17 protein-coding genes are annotated in these 23,190 nt (G+C 56.3%); 3 read left to right on the top strand and 14 right to left on the bottom strand.

Annotated features, from left to right (window positions below; genetic code table 11):
- Window positions 1–298: 298 nt before the first annotated feature.
- Complete coding sequence (locus JUK32_RS25550; RefSeq protein ID WP_204141693.1) at window positions 299–685, bottom strand: hypothetical protein; 387 nt, start codon at window positions 683–685, stop codon at window positions 299–301.
- A 123-nt stretch (window positions 686–808) separates the two neighbouring features.
- Between JUK32_RS25550 and JUK32_RS25545 the strand changes: the two genes are divergently transcribed.
- Complete coding sequence (locus tag JUK32_RS25545; RefSeq protein ID WP_204141692.1) at window positions 809–1,621, top strand: TIGR01548 family HAD-type hydrolase; 813 nt, start codon at window positions 809–811, stop codon at window positions 1,619–1,621.
- Complete coding sequence (locus JUK32_RS25540) at window positions 1,618–2,364, top strand: class I SAM-dependent methyltransferase (RefSeq protein ID WP_204141691.1); 747 nt, start codon at window positions 1,618–1,620, stop codon at window positions 2,362–2,364. The genes JUK32_RS25545 and JUK32_RS25540 overlap by 4 nt, the downstream gene beginning before the upstream one ends.
- A gap of 57 nt (window positions 2,365–2,421) precedes the next feature.
- Here JUK32_RS25540 and JUK32_RS25535 read toward each other — a convergent pair whose 3' ends face one another.
- The 6 genes from JUK32_RS25535 to JUK32_RS25515 all read right to left on the bottom strand — a co-directional run bounded on the left by JUK32_RS25535 (window position 2,422) and on the right by JUK32_RS25515 (window position 13,301).
- Entirely contained in the window at window positions 2,422–4,320 is a 1,899-nt protein-coding gene (locus tag JUK32_RS25535; protein ID WP_204141690.1) for a bifunctional diguanylate cyclase/phosphodiesterase, read from the bottom strand.
- Between the two features lie 107 nt (window positions 4,321–4,427).
- On the bottom strand, window positions 4,428–5,129 hold the full coding sequence (locus JUK32_RS25530) for a PAS domain-containing protein (protein WP_204141689.1): 702 nt from the start codon (window positions 5,127–5,129) through the stop codon (window positions 4,428–4,430).
- 348 nt (window positions 5,130–5,477) lie between these two features.
- Window positions 5,478–8,426: a chemotaxis protein CheB gene (locus tag JUK32_RS25525; protein WP_204141688.1), complete on the bottom strand. Its 2,949-nt coding sequence runs from the start codon at window positions 8,424–8,426 to the stop codon at window positions 5,478–5,480.
- 141 nt (window positions 8,427–8,567) lie between these two features.
- A complete protein-coding gene (locus JUK32_RS25520; protein ID WP_204141687.1) occupies window positions 8,568–12,650 on the bottom strand; it encodes a CHAT domain-containing protein in 4,083 nt (1,360 codons plus the stop codon).
- Window positions 12,651–13,031: 381 nt separating this feature from the next.
- Window positions 13,032–13,145 carry a hypothetical protein gene (locus JUK32_RS28880; RefSeq protein ID WP_375541608.1) on the bottom strand — a complete coding sequence of 38 codons (114 nt, stop codon included), beginning with the start codon at window positions 13,143–13,145 and terminating at the stop codon, window positions 13,032–13,034.
- Window positions 13,146–13,157: 12 nt separating this feature from the next.
- Complete coding sequence (locus JUK32_RS25515; RefSeq protein ID WP_204141686.1) at window positions 13,158–13,301, bottom strand: hypothetical protein; 144 nt, start codon at window positions 13,299–13,301, stop codon at window positions 13,158–13,160.
- 307 nt (window positions 13,302–13,608) lie between these two features.
- Between JUK32_RS25515 and JUK32_RS25510 the strand changes: the two genes are divergently transcribed.
- Window positions 13,609–14,868: a response regulator gene (locus JUK32_RS25510; RefSeq protein WP_204141685.1), complete on the top strand. Its 1,260-nt coding sequence runs from the start codon at window positions 13,609–13,611 to the stop codon at window positions 14,866–14,868.
- Window positions 14,869–15,061: 193 nt separating this feature from the next.
- Here the strand turns inward: JUK32_RS25510 and JUK32_RS25505 are convergent, their stop codons facing one another.
- From JUK32_RS25505 to JUK32_RS25475, 7 genes are all read right to left on the bottom strand, one after another.
- The gene (locus JUK32_RS25505; RefSeq protein ID WP_204141684.1) at window positions 15,062–17,281 is read right to left on the bottom strand and encodes an AAA family ATPase; all 2,220 of its coding nucleotides are present in this window, start codon (window positions 17,279–17,281) and stop codon (window positions 15,062–15,064) included.
- A 231-nt stretch (window positions 17,282–17,512) separates the two neighbouring features.
- Entirely contained in the window at window positions 17,513–17,932 is a 420-nt protein-coding gene (locus JUK32_RS25500; RefSeq protein ID WP_204141683.1) for a peptidylprolyl isomerase, read from the bottom strand.
- Window positions 17,933–18,147: 215 nt separating this feature from the next.
- Window positions 18,148–19,476 (bottom strand): dicarboxylate/amino acid:cation symporter, encoded by a 1,329-nt coding sequence (locus tag JUK32_RS25495; protein ID WP_204141682.1) that lies wholly within the window; start codon window positions 19,474–19,476, stop codon window positions 18,148–18,150.
- A gap of 102 nt (window positions 19,477–19,578) precedes the next feature.
- Complete coding sequence (locus JUK32_RS25490; protein WP_204141681.1) at window positions 19,579–20,586, bottom strand: ABC transporter substrate-binding protein; 1,008 nt, start codon at window positions 20,584–20,586, stop codon at window positions 19,579–19,581.
- Window positions 20,587–20,600: 14 nt separating this feature from the next.
- The gene (locus JUK32_RS25485; protein ID WP_204141680.1) at window positions 20,601–21,392 is read right to left on the bottom strand and encodes an aspartate/glutamate racemase family protein; all 792 of its coding nucleotides are present in this window, start codon (window positions 21,390–21,392) and stop codon (window positions 20,601–20,603) included.
- A gap of 528 nt (window positions 21,393–21,920) precedes the next feature.
- Complete coding sequence (locus JUK32_RS25480; RefSeq protein ID WP_204141679.1) at window positions 21,921–22,721, bottom strand: DUF1350 family protein; 801 nt, start codon at window positions 22,719–22,721, stop codon at window positions 21,921–21,923.
- Window positions 22,722–22,858: 137 nt separating this feature from the next.
- Complete coding sequence (locus JUK32_RS25475) at window positions 22,859–23,092, bottom strand: hypothetical protein (protein ID WP_204141678.1); 234 nt, start codon at window positions 23,090–23,092, stop codon at window positions 22,859–22,861.
- Window positions 23,093–23,190: the final 98 nt, after the last annotated feature.

Below are 23,190 nucleotides of genomic sequence, written 5' to 3'. Positions count from 1 at the left end.
GGGAGCTGCAACTAAATAAAGTACCCGTTCAATCCGGTTTCGACTTCGCTCAACCTACCAGTATCGAGAGTTGAGCGAAGTCGAAACTCGGTTCATGGGGATCTTTTTTGCGCGCAAGTCCCTTATACTCAGCTCTCGCTGACCCTCGTTAGTCATCCGCATCCAAGCCGAAGAAGGCGCGACCGAGAGCCCGTGAGCATTGAGGGCCGCTGAAGTTGACGGGGGCGTGCTCGAACTGCCAGCGGGCTTTGTAGCAACGCTCATATTTGCCGCCATCCTGCCAATAGTCAATGACTGCTTACGCCGTGTTGAGTATCTCGATGCGGTACTCTTCTGGCATATCGGGACCAAAACGGGCCTGAATCGCTTCGATCTTAGCGGCTCGTTCGCATAACGATGTCCTGAGCTGTTCGATCGGATCGGGTTCTATTCGCTGACTGGGCGTTAGCGATTTTTCACTCTGGGATTTGTCCGCACTGCTATGTTTCGCCTCTGGGGGCCAACGAGTCTTGACGGAAATACAGCGAGGGTGCTCCCAGCGGATGCCGAAGTGTTTCCAATGCGGGAGTTGTGTAGTGTCGCCTTTTTTCTGCTGAACGGATAGCCAGAGGCAGTCTTCTGCCCAGCGGACATCAAGGTAATACTGGTAGCGCCAGTGCGTCCAGGTTTGCGCCAGTTCTTTCATGGGCCAGGTTGATCGTTTACTACGGCAATTGGCGGTTTATCAGACAGACGTCGAGGCCCAATTTTGGGTTGCCAATCAGGAATTCATTGTGTTTACTAGCTTAACTACGTTGAGGCAGGGCCAATGTCCGTGAAGGCGATCGCAATCTTTGACATTGATGGCGTGATTCGAGATGTGGGCGGATCGTATCGTCGAGCCTTGGCCGATACCGTTGAGCATTTCACCCAAGGGCGCTATCGCCCCACGCCGACGGACATTGATCAGCTCAAGGCGGAAGGGAGTTGGAACAACGATTGGGAAGCCTCGCAGGAGTTTATTTGGCGCTACTACGAGAGCCAGGGACAGTCGCGGGCGGCGATCGCCCTCGACTTTGACGAGATCGTGGACTTCTTTCAGCGCCGCTATCGGGGGCCAAAGCTGGAAGATCCCACTCAGTGGACGGGATACATCACCCAAGAGCCACTGCTGGTAACGCCGCAGTATTTCGAGCATCTGACAAAGGGCGGGATCAGGTGGGGATTTTTTAGTGGCGCGACTCGCGGCTCTGCGCAGTTCATCCTCGAACAGCGGTTGGGGTTGGTGGAGCCCTTGCTGATTGCGATGCACGATGCGCCGAGTAAGCCCGACCCGACGGGCTTCTTTCAAGCGGCGGCACAACTGGGGAGCGCCCCCGATTTGCCGATTCTCTATGCGGGCGACACCGTGGCGGACATGCAGACCGTGCAGCAAGCCAAAACCCAGCGTCCGGACGGGTGCTGGTTGGGAGTGGGCATTTTGCCGCCCCACGTGGTGGCAGCGGGGAAAAGCTATGCGGCTGAATACGGCGATCGCCTCCAAGCAGCCGGGGCCAATATCGTGTTGCCCCAACTCACCGCGTTGACCGTCACTGCCATTACCCACCTCGGCGAGCAGGCATCGGGCCGGGCCGAGCGATGACGTTCAAGGATTACTTTTCGGGGCAGGCTGCCGACTATGCCCAATACCGCCCCCACTATCCGGCGGAGTTGTTCACCTGGTTAGGGCAGCAGTGTGCAGCCCGCGATCGCGTTTGGGATTGTGCCACGGGCAATGGGCAAGCGGCGATCGCCTTGGCCGAACACTTTACCCAGGTGATTGCCACTGATGGCAGTGCCGCGCAACTCCGGCAAGCCCCGCCCCATGCTCGGATTACCTATCGGGTCGCCCTCGCGGCAGCTAGCGGCATTGAGGGGCATAGCCTGGATTTAGTCACGGTGGGCCAGGCGATTCACTGGTTTTCACTAGCAGCGTTTTATGCCGAGGTGCAGCGGGTCTTAAAGCCCAACGGCTGCTTGGCGATTTGGGGTTACGGGCGGCCCCAAATCGCGGTTCCGGCTCTGGAAGCGTTACTCCAAACTTACTATGGCGAAACGTTGGATGACTTTTGGACGCCAGAGCGGCGGCTGGTTGAAACGGGCTATGCGACCCTGGATTTTCCCTTTGCTGAGCTAACGGCCCCGGCTTACACCCTGCGGGTGGCGTGGACGTTGCCGGAGTTGATGGGGTATTTATTCACCTGGTCGGCAACCCAGCGGTTTATCGCCACCCATGGGGTGAATCCGTTAGCAGCATTGGCGGCGCAGATGGCCCCGCACTGGCCGGGCGATCGCGTCCCCATGACCTGGCCTATTACCCTGCGATTTGGGCGGTTGAGCGGCTGACCCACAACCCCGGAGGACGCTGGTCGCGGCTGGGGGGAGGCCAAGGCACCAGTGAGGTTATGGCGGGGACGCATGAGGTGGGGTGGGTCGCTGCCGGAGAAAATCCAAGACCTGAGCAGCGGCCATGGGGCGGGCAAACCAATCGCCTTGCATTTCCCGCAGTCCGAACTGTTGAAGAATGGGAACCTGCTCAGCGGTTTCTACTCCCTCAACGACAATTTGGAGATTGAGCTGCTGGGCGAGGGTCATGGTGGCGGCAATAATGGCCTGGTTGCAAGGGCTGGTAGAGAGGTCGGCCACAAAGGAGCGATCGATTTTGAGCTTTTGCAACGGTAGCTGCTTGACCAACGTGAGGGACGAATACCCGGTGCCAAAGTCATCCAGACTGATGGTAATGCCCAGCTCGGCCAACTGTTGAAGGGTCGTATGAGTTTCTTGGGGATGGGTAATGGCGGATGTTTCGGTAATCTCAAATTCGAGCAGCGTGGGGTCGTACTGGGCAGTTTCCAGGCATTGCTGCACGTGCATGACCAGCGACGGGGATCGGAGTTGGCGGGCCGATAGGTTGATGGCGAGCTTGATGTTCTCAAACCCAGCCTGGTGCCAGATAGTCGCCTGACGGATGCCGGCTTGCAGCACCCAATCGCCAATCTCGACAATTTGGCCATTATTTTCCAAGATGCCTAAGAAGGCGGCGGGAGCTAACAGCCCTAAGTGCGGGTGCTGCCAGCGCAAGAGCGCCTCAAAAGCAGTCACAGCTCCACTGACCACATCCACTTGGGGCTGAAAATACAGACAAAACTCTTGATGGTTTCGGGCTTCGTGCAGCTCATGCTCCAGTTGGAAGGTCTCAAGAGCATGTGCCCCCCTGTCCTCTTCAAAAAAGCAATAGCTGTTGCGACCGTGGGCTTTGGCCTGATACAGGGCTTGATCCGCATATCTGATAAGCGTTTCAGCATCTTGGCTATGGTTTGGATAGACGGCGATCCCCAGACTGCTACTAATATGCAACTCATGTTGGTGAATGGGAAAGGCGAGCGCAAAACTCGCCAAAATACGATCGCACAGGTGCTCAATTGACTGCCGAGTCATCGCTTGAATAATCACGAAGATAAATTCATCGCCGCCCCAACGCACCAGGCAATCGCCCTGCCGCAGACAGTTTTGCAGTCGCTGGGCCACCTGCTGCAAGAGCTGATCACCGGCCCAATGCCCCAAGGAATCGTTAATCCCTTTAAAGTTGTCTAAATCCAAAAAGACGATCGCCAGTCGCGTATTATCCCGCTGGGTCTGGGCGATCGCCTGCGCCAGGTAGGTCTCAAAATAGGCGCGATTCGGTAACCCCGTTAAGGCATCATGAAAGGCCAGCTGGCGAATCTCAGTTTCGGCGCGTTTTTGCTCGGTGATGTTGCGAATGAGCCAACGTAAGGTTGAGGCGTCTGCGGCCATGGGTAAACCGATGGAGGTCATGATGGCCACATCTATCGTCCCGCCCTGGCGATGCCGCAATTGGGTCTCCCAAGGAGAGGCCAGAGACACATTGGCGACAGCCGTTTGATGCAGTTGGGCTAACAGCGCGTAGAAAGCGCGGCGATCAGCCTCTGGCAAATACAGGACTAACGGCTTACCGCTGAGTTGTTCTTGGGCCACGCCGAGTAACTGGGCGATCGCGACGTTGGCAAATTGAATGACGCCTTGATGATCAGTCACCAAATAGCCATCGGGAGCCCAGTTATAGAGATCCCAGTAGCGTTGTTTTTCCACTTGCAATTGCTGCTGTACGCTGGCGAGGCGACGATTCTGCACCGCGAGTTCTTCATGGGTGGCTTGTAGTTCTTCTAAGACCAAGTGGAGATCTTGTAACGCCGCCGCCAAAGCTGGCTGAGCCGGATCGATCTGGGTCTGCAACTCCACAGTTCGTTGATAGACCTCATCAATACGATGAAAGATATCCATGCAGCCTCCAAGAGGCTAATAGTATTTGAGTAGACTCCGCATACACCCGACAGTAACTCTCGCCCCCCCCATTGACCGTAGCCAACCTCACCTTAATTTTGCCCGTTTTAGGTTTGCCCGTCTAATCGGGTTTGCTCTCCCTGGTTCCGTCTAGCAATTTCAGTTTGCAATTGCGCCTGCACTTGAGCGAGTTCAGCCTTGTACTGAGCTACCTGCTGTTCTAAGGTTTGCGTGGCCGTCTGCAACGTCTGGAGCTGCGCCTGGTGAGCAGTCATATCTCGCAGTAGCCACAATATGGCAACCCCTTCGCTGTTGGGGTTCGTCATCAAGGTGGTGGTGACAGCGACGGTAACGAGCTCGTGATCAGGACGGAGCAGGGTCACTTGCCAATCTTGCGGCGGGTTTGGCTGGGTTAAGTAATTAAGAATTCGAGGCCGATCCTCGGCGGCCACTAACACGGTCAACGGTTTCCAGATCAGCATCGGGCGGGATCGAGAAAATAAGGTTTCGGCGGCTTGGTTGGCCCGATGCACAATCCCACGACCGTCAGTCACCAGATAGGCATCGGGAGCCAGCTCAAAGAGGGCTTGGTAGCGTTGCCGTTCGGCTTGCAGGGTTTGATGCGTGGCCGCCAACTGCGCATGTTGCTGACGAATATCTTCGTCCGCCGTGTGCAATTCTTCGAGGACAAAATAAAACTCTTTGAGCGCCGCTTCGAGCAAGTCAGGCTCGACAAACTGGGCTTCAGCGCGTTCTTTCAACAGTAGTGCCCGCTGATAAACCGCTTCGATTTGTTGTGAGATTCCCATGATCGCGCCCTTCCCTGACAACGGGGGCAATAATTGCTGTGGAAGAAAACATGGTTAATTCAATACTCTTAATTCAACACTCCTAATTCCATGCTCACAGACAATCCACCAAACACTACAGATAACCTGTCAACTGTTACAGAAAATCCATCAACTGTTACAAGTTTAGTGAATTGAATAATGATCGTCCTGGCAAGGGACCTGCCACTAAATAAAGTACCCGTTCAATCCGGTTTCGACTTCGCTCAACCTTCCAGTATCGAGAGTTGAGCGGAGTCGAAACTCGGTTCATGGGAATCTTTTTTACGCGCAAGTCCCCAACCTGGCTAGCGTGATGCTGGACCAGCTTTAAGTTTCACTCGGGGGCTTGGCGGCCCGTTCTTCGATCGCGAGTAAAATCAAATCTTCCCCATCGGGTTGAGCCATGGTTTGGGCATTGAGCATCATGGTTTTGGGGCCGATGTGTTCGAAGTTGTGGGTGACCTCAAAGCCTTCGATGCGATGATTTTCGGGCAAAATTTCTTCTAGCAGCGATCGCAGTTGGGGGATATTCCACTGGCCATTGCCGAGTTCAAAAATTGAGCGATTTTCAGTATCGGTAGAGGCGACTTGAAAGGTTTGGTAAAACTGCCCATTCGCCATCACCACATGCAGGTCACCGTTGAGCACCACCAGCGCCTCCCGGACGGTTTGCACAATGGCATCGGCAAAGTCACGGGCCACCTGTAGCGCCGCCGTATTGCGTTTGAGGCGATCGATATCAATCAAAATAATGACTGCGCCATCAATCCGATGATCCAGGGTGCGATAGGGCCGCAGTTGCAGCTGGTACCAACGCCCCGTGTCGTCTTGAATTTCTTGAGTGGTTTGTGACAGGGTGTCGATCACCGCGAGGATTTGCGCCTCTAGATCGGCGATCGCCAGGCAGTGATTAATGTCGCCCAGGGGACGGCCAATGTCGCTGGGAATCAAATTAAACAGAGGCACCGCCGCTGGGGTAAAGCGCCGAATGTGCAGATCGTTGCCCACCATCAGCACGGGAATGTTGATACTGCCGAGGAGGTTTTGAAAGTCATCGCCGATGCGGGAGGCCTCGGCATTGCGCCGATACAGTTCGTCGTTGATGGTGCCCAGTTCTTCATTCGTCGCTTGAATCTCTTCTTTCGCCGTTTGCAGTTCTTCGTTCGTGCTCTGCAACTCTTCATTGCTGGAGAGAATCTCTTCATTGGCGGCCCGCAGGTCTTGATTGGCAAATTCCCGCTCTTCAATGATGGCTTGTAGGTGAGAGCGGGTGGTTTCGAGATCTTGCTGTAGCCGTTCGATCTCCTGGCGGTAGCGCGTGGCTTCGGGAGATTCCTCGGCCCCCTGGATCAAGGGCGGCAGTGTGGTCGCGGTCGCGGACGGCGGCACCGTGCAATCTTCGAACAACACGAGGTAGTAATTTTCGTAATTGCTCACGCTAAAAGGAATGACATCAATGCGAATTTGCCGCTGGCGATCGCCCTCATGAAAGGCGATGCCTTCCCGACTCTCGGCCTGCCCCGACTGCTCCGCCTGATAAATGAGGGTGCGGAGATCGAGCCGGAGGGGATCTTTGACCAGTTGCAGCAGGTTTAAGCTGGCGCGGCCGGGGGTGGGTTCTAGATAGGGGCCGGTTTGGCCGCGAAATTGCACAATGGCTAGCTTGCCATTAATCACTACCCCGGTCGGTTGATAGCGGCGGCAGATGGCGTCGTTGGTGGCTCTTTCTACATCTCTTTCCCGTTCGGATACCGAGCGGCCCTCGGGTAGCACCCCAGAGGTGATCTGGGCGAGCGGGCTATCTTGCAGATCGAGGGGAAGCCGGAAGGCAGCGGCCTGTTTGACATAGAATTTGTGGCTGCGATCGACCAGGGTAAACAAGCCACCAAAGTCACCGACGGTTTCTGACGACCCCAACAGGAGAACCCCCTGGGGCTTCAGTCCGTAGTGGAACATGGGCAGCACTTTGGCCTGCAACGCCGACCCAAAATAAATCAGCACGTTGCGACAGCTAATGAGATCAAGCCGCGAAAAGGGGGGATCGCTGATGAGATTTTGGCAGGCAAAAATGCAAATTTCCCGCACCATTGAGTTGACGTGATAACCGCCTTCAGTCGCGACAAAAAAGCGCTGTAAGCGATCGGGAGAGAGATCAGCGACCTGGGCTGACGAATAGAGGCCCTGGCGGGCAATCCCGATCGCGGTTTCGCTAATGTCGGTGGCAAAAATTTGAATCGGGGGGCTGACCGGCTGGTTGGCCAGAACCTCTAGGAGCACGATGGCAATGGAGTAAGCTTCTTGTCCCGTCGAGCAGCCGGCTACCCAGACGCGAATGGGGTCGTGGCGATCGCGGTTTTGCAGCAGTTGGGGCAACACCTTTTGTTTAAGGGCCTCAAAGGTGGCCGAATCGCGGAAAAAACTGGTGACACTAATGAGGATTTCGTGGCACAGGACTTGCACCTCTTCGGGATGCCCCTGGAGAAACTGTAAGTAGTCGGCCAACCCGGGTAAGTGGTGTAGGGCCATGCGCCGGGCCATGCGCCGTTGTAGGGTGGTGGGCTTGTATTGCGAAAAGTCGATCCCCGCTCCCACTCGGAGCATATTGAGAATCGCCGTAAAGGAGTCTGGTTCGCTGGTCTCAGCAGGCGCGGCCTTGGGGGGTATAGCCTGCGTGAGGTAAGCTTCCGACCCCATGGTGACCAACTTTTGGGCGATCTCGGCGGGGGGCAGAACAAAGTCCACTTGGTGGGTGGCGATCGCCCGTTGCGGCATCCCGCTACTCTGCGCCGAGTCTTCGGTCTGGGCCATGGTGATGCCCCCCGCCGCTTTGATCGCTTCTAGCCCTAAGGCCCCATCATCGCCAAAGCCCGAGAGCACAATGCCAATCGCCTGGTTGCCTCGATCTTGGGCCAATGACTCAAAGAAAATATCCACGACCCGATTGACCCGTTGCGACTGCTGTCGGGGTTGCAATCGCAGTTGCCCCGAGGCGATCGTCATCACAGTATTCGGCGGAATCACGTAAATCTGATTGGGGGCAACGGCGAGCCCATCCATCACGACGTGCACCGGCAGTTCAGTCACTCGGGCCAAAATTTCGCCCAAGGCGCTAGGTTGGTGAGGCTCCAAATGCTGCACTAAGACGAACGCCATACCCGGATTTGGCGGTAAGTGGCTCAGCAATTCGGTATACGCTTCTAACCCGCCAGCAGAGGCACCAATACCCACCACCGGAAATAAGTCGTCGGTATTACTAGGGACGTTTGCACTGGTCATAAATACAGAAAGTTCGCTACAGGGAAAGGAATACCCAGTGAAATCACTGGGCCTAATAGTCTAATTTTTAATCGTCGAAGTGCTCGTCAATGTTCACAACACACATGGTCAACGCCGGAACCTTGATCAGCCCATCATTCTTTACCAGGGGTTGCCCACCAGGGTAAACGCCGCCCAGTAGTAAGGATGCTGAGTATCGGCCAAACCTCGTCCGCTAAATGCATCTGGCAGAGGTTCGCTGCCGCCGCTCCAGATCAGGGTGTCATCTTGAATGACGACATCGCCGCGCAACATGGCGAGCTGTGCCTGCTGCAATGCCGCTGCCTTGTAGGTCACCTGCCCCACCTGGGTATAGAGTTCGGCCATGAGGCCAGCGGTTTCCAGGTCGCTCACTTGCCAGAGGGCCGCGATCGCGCTTTTCGCCCCTGACTTAATCGCCAGTCCGGCAAAGCCCAGTTCGGCCTCGGAGTCTCCCAAGACAGTGCGGCAGGCGCTCAGCACCATCAGTTCGACAGCGGGATCCCCCAGTTGTAGTTGGGGCAACTCATCGAGCCCCAAGCGCTGATCCCAAAACTGAATGTAGGAGTTGCTCAATTCGCCACTGGTAAATTGACCGTGGGTGGCTAAGTGCAAGATGGGATAGGCCGCTGCGGAACGCTGTGCCACCAGGGTCTCGGGCGTAAATGTTTCGTTGAGATAGGCTTCACTCACGCGCAACTCACCGATGGTCGCGATTTCGAGGGGCACGGCGGGCAGCGGCGGCTGATCGCTAAATTCTGAAGCCCCCATCGCCAGCACCGCCGCATTCCGGATGTTGCCAATGCGCGTATCGGTGAGGGAGAGACTCGGCATGAGCCCCACACTGTAGGTTTCGATGATGAATTGCTCGCCATCATGCAGCGCCGCGATGGGGAGCGATCGCAATCCTTCATCCAACACAAACGAAATATGACCGATATCCTCTGCTTCCAGGGCAGTAGCTAAGGGCGTTACTAGCCAGCGATACAGCGCTTGGGATGGCACCAGGTAATTATCCAAACGGCGGCGGGTGCGGTCAGTGAGTTCGATTTGCAATTGCTGCACGGCGGCCAAGACTTCGCTGCGGGGCACGCCCGTGTTGATGCGCCGGGGCGTGTTATCAGCAGTGACGAGCACCAACTGCAAGACATCTTCATCGGCGATCGCGGCGGTACGCTCTTGCCGTCCCTCCGCCTGGGCCACAATCTGCTGCCCGAGGGCATCATCAATAACCAGTGACTTGTTGGCAGCCCTGGCATCTGCAATCAGCGTGGTATCTAGGGTGGCGATTTCGACCTCGTCGCTAGGGGGCACAAAGCTGGCATAGATGATGGCGGGGGTCACGCCCGTAATGGTGCGAGCGCGATCGAGGGCGTCAAGATCTTCAAAGGCGCTGGCCTCTACCCCCAGGTGCTCTTCAAATTGCTGTACGTAGCTGGCCTCTGAGTTGCCCCGACGAGCCCGAGGCCCAGTCTCAAAAGGTAGTGTGGGCGGATTGCAGTCCCCAGCGATGCATTCAAAGTCATCCCCACTACCTTCTTCGCTACCGCCTGAGTAGCCGCTACTGCCCTGAAACTCAAACGCCCCGATGTCACGGGTCCCCACCAGCGGCAAGCCCCGTTGGTCAGTTCCCGAGCCGCTGCCAGTATCAATCGCTGGACTGCCTGCGACGAGGGCCAGGGTTGGGGTGGAGCCGCCGTTATCGGCCAGCGTGGTAGAAATGATGGCCGATAATGGCACGGCTGGCACGATATCACTCGCCGCTGGCGAAAATCCCAGAACCCCCGCTGTGTTGTTAGCCCCAAACAGATTGTTGCCGCCAGCCAGACTGCCACCATTGAACACATTACTGCCCGAGCCACTGGTCGCCGTGTTGCCACTAATCAAGCTGCTGGTAATGGTCAGTGTGCTGCCGTTGAGGGTGTTCGAAACGCCACCCCCGATCGCCGCTGTATTGCCCACGATGGTGCTGTTAGCGATCGTCATCAAGCTATCGTTTTCGATGCCACCGCCCTCCCCAGCGGCGACGTTGTTCACAATAGTGCTGTTGCGAAGGGTGACAGTGCCGCCATCATTGTTGTTATCCACGCCACCGCCATCATCGCCAGCCGTATTGTTGTGAATCGTGCTGTTATTGATCGTGACAGTACCCCCTGCATTGCGGATGCCGCCGCCATCTCCCACCGATTGGTTGTTGCGAATGGTGGAATTGTTGATGACCAGGGTGCCTTCATCGGGGGTGAAGGTAAACTCAGAGCGCGTATTGGCAATGCCGCCGCCAGTCGTGGCCTGGTTATCGCGAATCACACTGTTGTTGATGGTGAGGTTCCCAAAGTTGCTAATCGCCCCGCCCGCCCCAGTACGGTTCACGCTGTTGGCGATCGTCAGGTCATTGATTTGGGTCGCCAGCACGTCAGGTAGGCTGACCGCAGAGACGGAAATCGGGCCGCTCCGTGAACCGTCAATGATGGTGTTAGCCGCCCCACTGCCTTGCAACCGCATGCCGGAACTCAGGAAAATTTGTTCGGGTTCTTGATAAGTGCCAGGGCCGAGGTTAATTTCGGTGATGCCATCCACGGAACTGATGGTTCGCAGAGCGTCGTTGATGGTCGGATTCGTGGGGGCTGCCAACCCTTCTTGGTTGAGACTGAGCACCAAGTTACCGCCTGTAATTGAGATAAACGGGAATACCCCATCGTCCTCGACAGCTTGAATGTAGCGGGAGGCCGTCAGCGTCAGCGTCGCGTTGTTAGTGGCAGTCGCATTGATATCGCTCAGGAGAAAAATATCGCCATTGCCAGGGGTGCCAATCGCATCTGTTGGAGCTCCGTCAATCGTCGATGCAGTGAAATTAGTCCCTGCCGCTAGGGCATTTTGAATCGTGATGGCGAGGGCGGCATCAATATTGATGTCATTGGGGTCAACGAACCAGAGGCCCGCTGTGCCTTGGGTGGCGCTGGCGTTGACGCTGCCGCCGTCGATGTCGATCGCTTGACGACCGGACGTTTCCACCAGGCCCCCATCACCGCCGTTGGGGCCGCCACGAGCCGTAATCAGCCCCTGAAATAGAGTGGTGTCATCGGCCCAGACAATGACTTCACCACCATTGCCAGTGTCAAGGGCGTCCGCCTGAATCTGGCTGTTGGCATCAATCCAAGTGGTCTGAGCGCGGGGCAATACGCCCTGGCCCTGGTAGTTGCCGCCAATGCGGACAGTGCCGCCAGCGTCTGCACCAGAGGCGGCAATCAGCGCATCGGTGAGGGTCAGGTCACGGCCCAGCACCAGCACCTGACCGCCTTGCACTTGTTCCACATCGATCGCCCCTGAGACGATCGCGCTCCCCGGCTGCGCCTCCAACGGCGTCGCGCCCAGTTGAATAGTGCCGTCGGCATTGACCGTCACGTTCGTTGCCGCCGCGATCGCACTGCCCGTCAACAACTCCGGCAACGTCAGCGGCGAAAACGGCGTCGCCCCACCCTCCGCCGTCGCCAAAGTGGCGAGTTCGAGATTCAGCAGCGATCCCGTTTGGGTAATGCGGACTAGATTGCTGCCTGCCACGGCACTGATCACAACCTCCCCACCGGGCGCGGTGAGCGTGCCCGTGTTCAACACTTGCCCGCCCAGCAGCAGAATAGTTTCGCCTGGGGCGACGGCCAAATCGCCTGCATTGACCACACTGGCGGGGTTCTCTAAGGTGAAGCCAAAGCTTTGTGGCGCACCGACGAGCGTGGCGTAGTCGGAGGTGCCGGCCAGATCCAACAGACCGTCGGCGAAGTTTACCTGATCAGCCGTCGTCGCCGTAAAGCTGCCCTGGAGATTCAGCGCCGAATTTGGCCCCATGAGGATGCCATTAGGGTTGATCAAAAACAGGTTGGCATTGGAGCCGCTGACCTGCAATAGCCCATCAATGAGGGACGGGTTGTTGCCGGTGACGCCACTTAAGATGTTGAGAATTTCCGGCTGGGTGATAAAAGTGGCAGTTTCGCCCGTGAGCAAATTGAAGTCGGTGAAGCGATGAAACAGATTTTGCTGGTCGGCGGCGGTGCTACCCCCGGTGATGATGTGGTTAGGGCCATTGGGGGTGACTTGGGTGCCCGTGCCGTCTGCCGCTGGCACGATGCCCTGGGCCTGGGCGGGCCATCCATTGAGCGTGAGTAAAAGGGTGGCGCTCGTGCTGGCGATCGCCCCCATTATTAGGAATCTCATGTTTCTTTCCCCGCGATCGCCCCGTTGGCGTTGATATCAATGCAATGGTACCCAGGGTTATTACAGACGATTTATCGGGCCATGGGTGCTGTTCGCAACGAGAATTAGTAATTTTTAGCGATCAAAAACTATGAATGGGATGCCCTAGGACTCACCACGGATTGCCCACCCGCGTGAACGCGGCCCAGTAGTCCGGCGGTTGAGGATTCCCGAAGCGCCGGTTAGCTCAGGGACGTGCTTGCAATAAAAGTACCGGCTCCTCACTTGAATCGATCCCACCGACCCACCACCTCATCCACTCACCGACCCTCACCACCGGGATCTTATTTTCCCGCTAATCCCTAAGTGCTCCGGCAGCGGCCTGGCCGCAGCACGCCAGGTCTACACGCCATCTGGCATCCTGACCTCCCCCCACAACATGGTCACCTGGGCTTGGCGCAGGGCTGCGGCTTTGTCGGGCTGCTGACGCAGCTGGGCCTCAAACTCGGCCATCAGGGCGGCGGTTGCTCAATCGCTCACCGGCCAGAGGGACGCCAGGGCGGAGCGGATGCCCGCCAGCAGCAAATCCACGCCATACTTCCGCTCCCATGAAGGTGGCCCTTTGTAGCATTTCTTTGCCGCCGCGAGATTCGGCGCGTCATGACCGGACAAACCGCATGACCTCAACCGCTAGCGTCGTTGCTCAGGCTCCGGTCGGGGGGGCGATCGCCAAGCCGAATGCCGACTCGCGAGACATTCCCCCTCGAAGGCCATATGATTGTAGACAACTCAAGCAATCCGGGGGTTAATTACCGTCGGAAGCCTGCCCCCGATCAAGTGCCTACCTAACGCAACTCGTGAGTCGGCGAAGGAAAATCCGCTCAATTGATTTGAGCTCGGCTATCCATCAGCATTTCTTTCCGACCCTAACGACGTTAAATTGAACCCACAGCTTTTTACAGAACACGGTCACAGATTTATGCAGGGCCAGCTGGCAGAAATTGATATTCGGAGCATTTTGCAGCTCATAGAACTCGGCCAACGCACTGGCGAACTCTATGTCGAAGCCTACATGCCAGCGCTGCCTGCCATGGGAGCTGACAGCGCTCAGCCCAAGACCCAGTCGCCCCATTCCTGGTTGGTCTTTTTTCTCAATGGGCAAATCGTCTACGCGGGCACCACTGACGGCAATCTCGATCGCCTGCGGGGGTACTTGCATCGTTACAACCTGGACAAATCGCTCAAAGATTTGGATGTGCCCGCGATCGCGACCTTCAACTCGCCAGAATATGGCTACTTGTGGGCACTGCTCGAAAACCACCGCCTGACCCCAGAACAAGGACGGCAAATTCTCAATGGCATGGTGCAGGAAACCCTGTTTGATCTGCTGAGTCTGCATCAAGGGGCGTTTGTGTTTAAGCTGTCTGCTGCGTTGAGCCCGCAGCTCACAACCTTTGAAATTAGTTCGCTCGTCGCCACCATTACCACGCAAATTCAAGCGTGGAACCAGTTCTACCCCCACATTCAATCGCCCCATCAGTGCCCCAGCATTTTGCAAAAATTGCATTCCCAGGACGCCGATGATGAAAAAACGGCGCGCATGTTGCGCTGGATGGATGGTCAAACGTCCATTCAACAGATTTCGCGGTATTGGAATAAGGGCGTCGTGACCGTCGGGAAGGCGATTTATCCTTACGTGCGGCAAGGCATCATCCATCTATCAGAAGTCACGAGCCCACTCGCCCCGCCAGAATCCGTCGAAGATTGGCAGGCCACCCAAGTGCCACGCATTGTCTGTGTAGATGATGGGGTGACCATTCGCCAAGCGATCGAGCAAATTTTGGACGAGCACGGTTACGAAGCGACCTCCATTGGCAATCCGCTCCGCGCCCTCAGTTTGCTGTTTCAGCTCCGGCCAGACTTGATCCTCTGTGACATTGCCATGCCTGAGTTGGAGGGGTACGAACTCTGCGCCATGCTGCGCCAATCCAGCGTGTTTCGGCAAACGCCCATCATCATGCTGACCGGCAAAGATGGCTTTATCGATCGCGTCAAGGCCCGCATGGCTGGTGCCACCGACTACTTAACCAAACCCTTCGGTGCCCATGAGTTGCTCACCCTGGTGGAAAAGTACGTGGGCGTCGGCAATCCCACCCGCCCCCAACCCAATCGCCTGCTCGAACAAGCCATTCAAGACGATCTGGAGCTAGAGCCACGTTCTTCAACCCCCAGCCGCTAGCCGTCTGACGCAGCCATTGCTCTGGCTGATGCAGCTCGGCAAGCTGACACACCACTCAAGGCCAGTTTGGGACACGTTTTCGATGGGTAGGCCAGGGATCACCAATTGGCGTAATGACTGGCTCAACAACCCATCAGCCGTGAAGTTTACCAGGTGATGACGACGCGCTCCCGCGATCGCCGCTGGGAACCCATTAGTCGGCATACCAGCCCGTGAGCAAGAGTTGGGTAGACTGCCAGCTCACGGTTTGATTTTGGACTTGGCGGCGCAGTGCGGGCTCAATCGCCTGCCGATCTTCAGGCGCTAACGTGACCGCCAGCTTGGCACTGTAACTGTGGGGGTTACTCATGTCGAACCAGCGATCGCAGAGCTTTTCGCTAACCAATAAGTCACTGTGGACAGTTTCTTGAGTCCACGTCACGGCTAGCCCCGCCGCTTCTAGCTGCTGCACCAGCGTCTCTGCCGTCCAGGCAAAGCGGGGATCGGTGTCGTCGGTATAGAGCTGTTCTTCGGCATGACGCCAGCGCCCATGGAGCGAGTCAGGCAATTTTTCCGCTGGCACCAGTTGCCACAACCGTTGACTGTGGCAGGGGATGGTCTCTGCCAGGGCACAGCTACCAGCGGGATGCAGTACTGCGACGATCGCCTCGATTAAGCCCGGAGTCGGGGCGATCGCCCCAAACACATTGCGCCCGATGATGCGATCGAACTTAATGCCGGGGGCGATCGGGCTGAGCTGGGCCGTCAGAGCCGACAACTCGGCTTGAAAAATGATGGGGCGAGCCAGCGCTGGCAAGACGTTGGCCTGCTCCGTGAGCGCGGCAAAATCTTGAGCCGTCTCCGTCCGGCTGTAAACGCCGCCTTCGGGCACTTGTCGCACAGCTTCCCAGGTGAGCAAACCGCTGCGAGCATTGAGATCCAGCAGGGTGTGATGGCGCTGGATCGCTAGCGAGTTGAAGAGGCGATCGCGCACCTGCCCCAGCCGTTCGCCGGCTTGGCTCAGGGTGCGCTGTAGCCAGCGATCGCGGGCCGGATCCTGGGGACTGTAAGTGAGCGCTTCCGTGGTCGGCGTACTCGTGCCTTCCACCATGGCGGCGAGTTGGGCCTCCCGTCGTCGCACCACCTGCTGCTGAATCGAGCGCTCATATCCCTGATCCGACGGCTGGTAAAACACCTGCCCCTGCAACCCCGACGGCAAATACTGCTGCGCCACCCAATGCTCGCGGTAGGAATGGGGATAGAGATAGCCTTTGCCATGACCGAAGCCCTCTTTATCCCGGCTGGGATCGCGTAAGGGATTGGGAACTTCTTGCTGTTGCTCCTTTTCCACCGCTGCCAGCGCATCAAAAAAGGCCATCGCACTGTTGGATTTGGGGGCCGTCGCCAAATACAAGGTCGCTTGGGCCAGGGGATAACGACCTTCGGGCATGCCCACGCGATCGAACGCTTCCGCACAGCTCATGGCGACTGCCACCGCTTGGGGATCGGCCAAGCCCACATCCTCACTCGCCAGAATGATCAGCCGCCGGAAAATGTAGCGCGGGTCTTCTCCGGCATAGATCATCCGCGCCAGCCAGTACAAAGCGGCATCCGGGTCGGACCCGCGCAGACTTTTGATGAAAGCGCTGATGGTGTCAAAGTGGGCGTCGCCTTCTTTGTCGTACAGCACCGCCCGCTGTTGAATCGACTCTTCGGCCACGGCCAGGGAAATCCGCAGGGTACCGTCGGGCTCTGGCTCAGTGGTTTCGACGGCGAGTTCCAGCGCATTCAGCAGTGCCCGCGCATCGCCATTAGCCACATTGACGAGATGCGCGATCGCCTCCTCATCCATTTGTACAGAGCGATCGCCATATCCCCGCGCCCCGTCTGCCAAAGCTTGCGCCACCACTCGATACAAGTCGTCCCGCTCTAAAGATTTGAGCTGGAACACCCGCGATCGACTGACCAGCGCCTTGTTCACCTCAAAGAACGGATTCTCCGTTGTTGCCCCAATCAGAATCACCGTGCCATTTTCCACCCACGGCAACAGCGCGTCCTGCTGGGCTTTGTTGAAGCGATGGACTTCGTCGATAAACAGAATCGTGCGACGACCAAATTGCCCGCGCAGCGCTTGGGCTTGGGCGATCGCCTCCCGAATATCTTTGACTCCCGCCAGCACCGCATTCAGCGCAATAAATTGGGCACTCGTCGTATTCGCAATAATTCGCGCTAGCGTCGTTTTGCCCGTCCCGGGTGGGCCAAAAAAGATGAGGGAAGAGAGCTGATCCGCCTGAATCGCCCGTCGCAGTAACCGCCCCGGCCCCACCACCGCATCCTGACCAATAAACTCGTCCAACGTGCGCGGTCGCAGCCGCGCCGCTAAGGGAGCCTCGGCGTCAATCTGCGCTTCACGATGGTGATCAAACAAATCCATACAGCCATGCTAAACGCGAATGCTGACTTTCCTACCAACAACGGTACCGAATGGGAACACTGACTCAGGCAGACTTGACATCCGCTGCCATCGTTGGCTGGATAGGCGGGCGATCGCCCCTCAAAATTGTCCCCCATCAAAACCAAAGCCCTCGAAGCGCCAATGTCTTCGAGGGCTAGTTCACGACTTTAATTGGTGTGATTCATCACCAATGTGATCCGACAGCGCGCCTTAGGCGGCCTCGACGAGGGTGAGGTCAAAGATCAAATCTTTTCCTGCCAGGGGATGGTTACCATCAATCACCACGCCTTCGTCTTTAACGTCGGTGACCCGGACGGGCAGGGCTCCCTCTGGGGTTTTGAGCTGTAGGGTTTGCCCAACTTCGGGATTGATCCCTTCGGGAAACTGGGTATGGGGCACGACCGCAATCATCTCTTCGCGCACCTCTCCATAGGCTTCATTGCTGGGAATGGTAATGGTCTGAGACGCGCCCACATCCATTTGCTGAATGGCGGCATCAAAACCAGGAATGACTTGTCCAACGCCGACCTGAAATTCTAAGGGGTCGCGCCCTTCCGAAGAATCGAAGACGGAGCCGTCGTTTAACTTACCCGTATAGTGAACTTTGACTGTTTTGCCACTTTCTACCATGAAAAATATCTCTTGAGTGAATTTACACTAAGGGTAAGCCTAGCTTACATTTTGGCAAGCCGGGGAAGATTAGTTTGCGAAAGATGAAGCATCGAGACCACCGCTAAGGGCGGGTAGCAACCGCAGATTGAATCATCGGCGATCGCCCACCTCGTGCTCATTCAAGCATGGTTGCATGGTGCGCCCAGGGCGATCGCGTTAGCTGACTTTGCCCATTACACAGATTGATTAATCGGCGCGACGTCGAGTTGCGGCTCCGTCTGCACATTGGCGATCATCGCCGTGGTGGCCATGCCCGTTTGCACGATGCTGAGGGTTCTAAAGGGATTGATGATGGGGTCGATCGCTACAAACAACACCAAAACCGCATCCAGCGGCAGCTTGAGGGGATCGAGTACCAGCCCCAACATCGTCAACGTCAAAATACCCGTGACTCCAGAGGTTGCCATACCCGCAAATACGGAACCGACGATGATGATAAAGAGGGTGCCAACATCGAGCGGTTTTTGATAGAGCTGCATGACGAATACAGTGGCCGCCGCAAAGTAAATGATGGAGCCAAAGCGGCAGAGGGTAATGGAGAGCGGGGTCACCAAGTCGGTCGTTTGCCGATCAAAGTGCAAATCTTCGTGCAGGCTAGCGATCGCGGCGGGCAGGCAAGCCAGACTACTGGTGGTGGCCAGCGCCAAAATAGTCGGATCTTTTTGGGCTCTGAGTACAGCCAGGAGCGATTGCTGCGCTCGCCAGCTAATGATGAACGTGCTCAACACATACACCGCCGCAAAAACCGCTAAGGTGACGACCACAAAATTGACCATGGAAAACAAGACATCCAAGCCAATGCGTGAGAGTTGCACCGCCAGCAAACTGCACAGACCAAACGGCAATAAATAGGTCAGCCAGTGAATGACTTGGTTAAAGGCGCTGTAAATGCTGTCCAAAATATTGAAGAGTGGTTCTGTGTTGGCGTTTTTGATCAGGCCCAGAGAAATGCCAAACACAATGGCAAAAATGAGCACTTTCAGCGTTTGCCCTTCACTCAAGGCGAGGAAAATATTTTCCGGCACCATGTTGAGGATAAAGGACGCCAGATTAGTGCCCGACTCTTCCACCGGAATCGGTCCCGTCAACGACATTTCCAAATCAATGCTGGATTGGTTGACCAAGCCTCCCAAGCTCTCCAACGTCGCGGCAGACAGGTTACGACCCGGGCCAGTCAAAATTGCGATTACAGCGGCTAACGCACTCATGCCAAACATGGCGACGGGAAACACAATTAAGATGCGCTGCACATATTGCTTGGCATCATGGCTCTGCATCAGCCGCCCAATACTGTTGGAAATTGCAGATAACAAAATCGGCAGCACACACATTTTCAATAAGCCGAGATAGAGATTGCCAATGGGGGCGATCGCTTCCGCGACCGGGGGGAGTGAGGTGCCAATGTAAACCCCCAAAACAACACTCACCAAAATGCACCACGGACTCCGTAACCATTCCACCGAAATGTGGGGCAGTCGGCTTTTTTTCAGATAAGTCGTCATGGCAGTGAGATGTCCAGTGATGGTTTGGGGCAGCGTTCAGGGGGCGACTTCAGGCGTGGGCAAGTGTTTTGCCAACAAGTTCCGTAGCTTATGGGGCGATGATTAAAGGGTGGGTGGCTGAGTGTTTAAGTAAGTGGCAAATTCTTCCAAAATGCTGTCGACGGTGTATTCCGCATCCAAAGTGTCGAGGTACTGATTGGCAAACGCCAGCAGATGGGCGCTTTCCCACGGAAAGACCATAGCGAGGGCGTCTTGGGTATCCGTGAGGACGGCAGTCTTCAGCTGTAGGGCCGCGTCCGGTTTCGTTTTGACCACCTTTTTGATTTCCAATTCATCGCGGTAGCCCGCCAAAATATCTCCTTGGCTCACGGCGGTCACAATGTCCTCCCAAGAGTCCAGTTCCACAATGCTGGCTTGCGGAAATCTTTGCTGTAAGAACCCCACGTAAGAAGATCCCTTGATGACGCCGACATCCCCCGTCAACTCCCGAATGGTTTCAATCACGTTGTCGCTGTTAGTCTGTTGAGCCAGCAGCAAGCGGTTGATCAATAACCCCTGACGCATGGTGAGGTAAGGATGGGAAAAGCGCACCCGCACGGCACGCTTCATCGTGCGGCTGATTTTGGAAATCGCCATGTCGGCACCGCGATAGTAGACGGTATCGACCACGGCATTGAAGGTATCGGGCGAGCGGTTCAGTTCCAGATCAACGCCCAACTGGTCGGCTAGGGCTTGCGCCAATTGAATATCGAGTCCTGCTGCTTGGCCGGTTTCGTCAGTCATAAAAAAAGGCGCGTTGCTGTTGCCCAATACCGCCACGATCAGCTTGCCCCGGTCCACAATGCGTTGGATATCGGGAGGCATGAGGGCGATTTCAGCTTGCTCGTTGTTGACCGCTGCCGCTGCCGACCGGGAAGCCTGATCGCTTGCGGCAGCGCTGCGATTGGTTTGGGCGATCACCGTGGGCGGCTGGGCGGCGATCGCCGTCGGCGTAGTCAGGCTGCTCCCACCGCCCCATAGCAAGAGGCAACAGACACTAATGGTCGCACAGCGTTTCAAGAGTCTTGCTAGCACAGCCAGCGGTTGGGGGGCAAAAAAGCAGCTATACACGATGCAACACCTCATTAGGCAGCCAATAAAGAATGGACAGCGCGATCGCCATGGGCCAAATCCAGCGTGATATCGGCGATCGCCGTTAACGGATCAATCCACGGCAGCGATAGGGACTCAATTTGGGCGAGCCCCACCGAGAGCTCAGTACAGCCAGCAATGACAATGTCAGCGCCTTGTTCTTTGAGCCAGTGGGTCGCATGGGCGAGAGCCGCTAAAGCCTGCTCAGTGACCTTGGCCCCAGTGGTTTTGATGCCCCATTGGGGATGATAAATCGACTGCATCACCCGCTTTTGCATGGGCGAACCCACCGCCGGGCAAATGGACGTGAGGCCCGCCCGGCATAAGCTCTGGTGATAAAGTTGAGTCTGCAATGTGCCATCCGTCGCTAATATGCCCACATTGAGTGCCGAAGGAAACTGTTCTACGATCGACTGAGTGGTCGCCTGCATCAGCGGAATCCAAGGAATGTCAAGCTGGGTCTGCACTTGGGCGTAAAAAGCATGGGCGGTATTGCACGTCACAATCAAAAAATCGGCCCCGGCTCGCTGTAGCCTTTGTCCATATTTCACGAGGTACGGCGTACAGTCAGGAACAATCCCTTTGATACTTTTGGTGCGATCGGGGATCTGGGTCGCATTCATCAAGATCCACTCGGGATGGGCTTGGTCACACGTCGCCCCCCGCCGACAGCTACGCTCCAACAAAATCTGCTCAAATTGAATGTGGGCTAGCGGCCCTAAGCCACCAATAATGCCCGGCAGGGCGATTTGCTCATTGACCGCTGTGGAAACATAGAGTGTCATAGGATTTTCCCGGAAGGAGGAGCAACAGCAGCAGGTGTCTGGCGAGTCACCTCGCATTGGCCAGGGCAACCCAGCCAATTCGCAACACCCCACAGTCAGAACTACTCGTATATTTCCCTGTCATCCAGAGAAATTTGAGTGTTCTTGATCACGTAACACCACAATCAACACTGAGATAACGACGCCATCTCCCCATTCGTAACCGCTTTAAATTGTGGCAACTTCCTAAAATCCCCCCGGAAGTTAGACAAGAAACAATATCAACCGACACATCTGGATACTGGCTAGGCGAACAACTCTCGCCGTAAGTAGTCCTTGCCGATGGACAGAAATGCCAGTCAGAAGAGAGAAAATTGGCGGCGTTGGAGAAATCTAACGCCCTAACGCTCGCACCTCGTCTTTCAGGCATGGCAGTCCTAACCGCCCCGTCAAATTTAATACAGGGCTTTCGCATGGATGCCCTGCACACTAATTGCCTATGTTTTCTGAAAAGGGCGCGCTCAGTGCTCAGTATGAACGCATGGCTCTTTAGAAATCGCGGCGCGATCGCATAGCCCCGAGGGGATTCAGCCACATGAGAATGGTGTCTTCTAATTGTCGGAGGTCACGGGTGAATTCTTGTTTAACAAACTGCCCGATCGCATCCAACGCGCTGAACTGCCGCCCCGGCTGCCAGGACAAATCTTGGGCCATGGGGGTGGTGTGAGTGCCAGCCAAAATTTGCACCGTCGTCAGGTCGGCAAAGTGGTGATACAGCACCTCATGCAAGGGCCGGGTCTGATCGAGGTCGTCTTTACGGAATTTGATTAGCAGGTTGCGCTCAACGGGGTAGTAGCGATCGATTAACTCCAGCGTCTCCGCCGGCGAGGGAGTGAATTCCATGGTGGTCATCGCCTCTTTAACCGGGGTAAAGGCCATCATCTGCTCTAAAAAGGGAATCGAGCGCTGTGCCGAGTAGTTGTTGAACGCCATGAATATGTTGCCAGCCCGCTCGACTTCGTACAGGCTGTTGATGAGTAGATGAACTTTGCAGCCCATGCTGTGGCCCAGGCCATAAATGGGGAGGCGTTTCAGGGTGACGCGATTTTCGAGATAGTACCGAGCTTGGTCAAAGGTGACGAGCACTTCGTGGGCGATCGCTTTGTGGTCAAAGGTGTTGATAAACGGGGTCGCCACAATCACATAGCCCCGCTGGCCCAGCGCCTCTAGCAATAGCTTGTAGGTCACGTTGGGAGCAGCCGCCACAAACGCCCCACCCAGAAAGTGAATGATGGCTCGGGGACTCTGCGGCACGTATAGCCAATTGCCCGATACCTCACGCCATGCCATCGCGATCGCTCCGCTCATTCTTCTGCTCTAGTGTGGCGCAAATCAGCGAGGGCGGGGAAGAACCCCGGTGGCTCGGATCGCGAGCCCCCCATTGGGGCAACGCCTAGTTACGAAACCGGGATTCTGCGGCAGCTTGGTTACGACAGAGTGCGCTTGCGGGTCATGACGCTGATGTACTCACCATGACGCCCGGTCGGGAGCGGTTCGCTCCAAGCGAGTCTTTCGCAGTAGCCGAGCACAGTCATGCGGTTAATGCTGTCGACAATCGCGCCATAATCGCCCAGCAAAATATGGCGCACGGCCTCTTGATTAAAGGCAGGTAAATTAAACTGGGGTGCAGTCTGCACTGCCCCGGTGGGTGGTTGAAACATACGGGTGTCTCCGGTTTCGGGTTGAAGGAAAACGGGGAACTCTCCAGATCCCTGATTGAGACGTAAGGACAACACAGCGGAAATACAATAGATTCCAG

It is taken from the genome of Halomicronema sp. CCY15110, assembly GCF_016888165.1.
Lineage (GTDB): Bacteria > Cyanobacteriota > Cyanobacteriia > Phormidesmidales > Phormidesmidaceae > Halomicronema.
Note: the sequence above shows the minus strand (reverse complement) of the source record. Positions and strands in the feature narration are given on the sequence as shown.

Excerpts from the sequence above, each read along its gene's own strand:
- JUK32_RS25550 (WP_204141693.1), bottom strand. The coding sequence starts at position 685 with ATGAAAGAACTGGCGCAAACCTGGACGCACTGGCGCTACCAGTATTAC.
- JUK32_RS25545 (WP_204141692.1), top strand. The coding sequence starts at position 809 with ATGTCCGTGAAGGCGATCGCAATCTTTGACATTGATGGCGTGATTCGA.
- JUK32_RS25540 (WP_204141691.1), top strand. The coding sequence starts at position 1,618 with ATGACGTTCAAGGATTACTTTTCGGGGCAGGCTGCCGACTATGCCCAA.
- JUK32_RS25535 (WP_204141690.1), bottom strand. The coding sequence starts at position 4,320 with ATGGATATCTTTCATCGTATTGATGAGGTCTATCAACGAACTGTGGAG.
- JUK32_RS25530 (WP_204141689.1), bottom strand. The coding sequence starts at position 5,129 with ATGGGAATCTCACAACAAATCGAAGCGGTTTATCAGCGGGCACTACTG.
- JUK32_RS25525 (WP_204141688.1), bottom strand. The coding sequence starts at position 8,426 with ATGACCAGTGCAAACGTCCCTAGTAATACCGACGACTTATTTCCGGTG.
- JUK32_RS25520 (WP_204141687.1), bottom strand. The coding sequence starts at position 12,650 with ATGAGATTCCTAATAATGGGGGCGATCGCCAGCACGAGCGCCACCCTT.
- JUK32_RS25510 (WP_204141685.1), top strand. The coding sequence starts at position 13,609 with ATGCAGGGCCAGCTGGCAGAAATTGATATTCGGAGCATTTTGCAGCTC.
- JUK32_RS25505 (WP_204141684.1), bottom strand. The coding sequence starts at position 17,281 with ATGGATTTGTTTGATCACCATCGTGAAGCGCAGATTGACGCCGAGGCT.
- JUK32_RS25500 (WP_204141683.1), bottom strand. The coding sequence starts at position 17,932 with ATGGTAGAAAGTGGCAAAACAGTCAAAGTTCACTATACGGGTAAGTTA.
- JUK32_RS25495 (WP_204141682.1), bottom strand. The coding sequence starts at position 19,476 with ATGACGACTTATCTGAAAAAAAGCCGACTGCCCCACATTTCGGTGGAA.
- JUK32_RS25485 (WP_204141680.1), bottom strand. The coding sequence starts at position 21,392 with ATGACACTCTATGTTTCCACAGCGGTCAATGAGCAAATCGCCCTGCCG.
- JUK32_RS25480 (WP_204141679.1), bottom strand. The coding sequence starts at position 22,721 with ATGGCATGGCGTGAGGTATCGGGCAATTGGCTATACGTGCCGCAGAGT.
- JUK32_RS25475 (WP_204141678.1), bottom strand. The coding sequence starts at position 23,092 with ATGTTTCAACCACCCACCGGGGCAGTGCAGACTGCACCCCAGTTTAAT.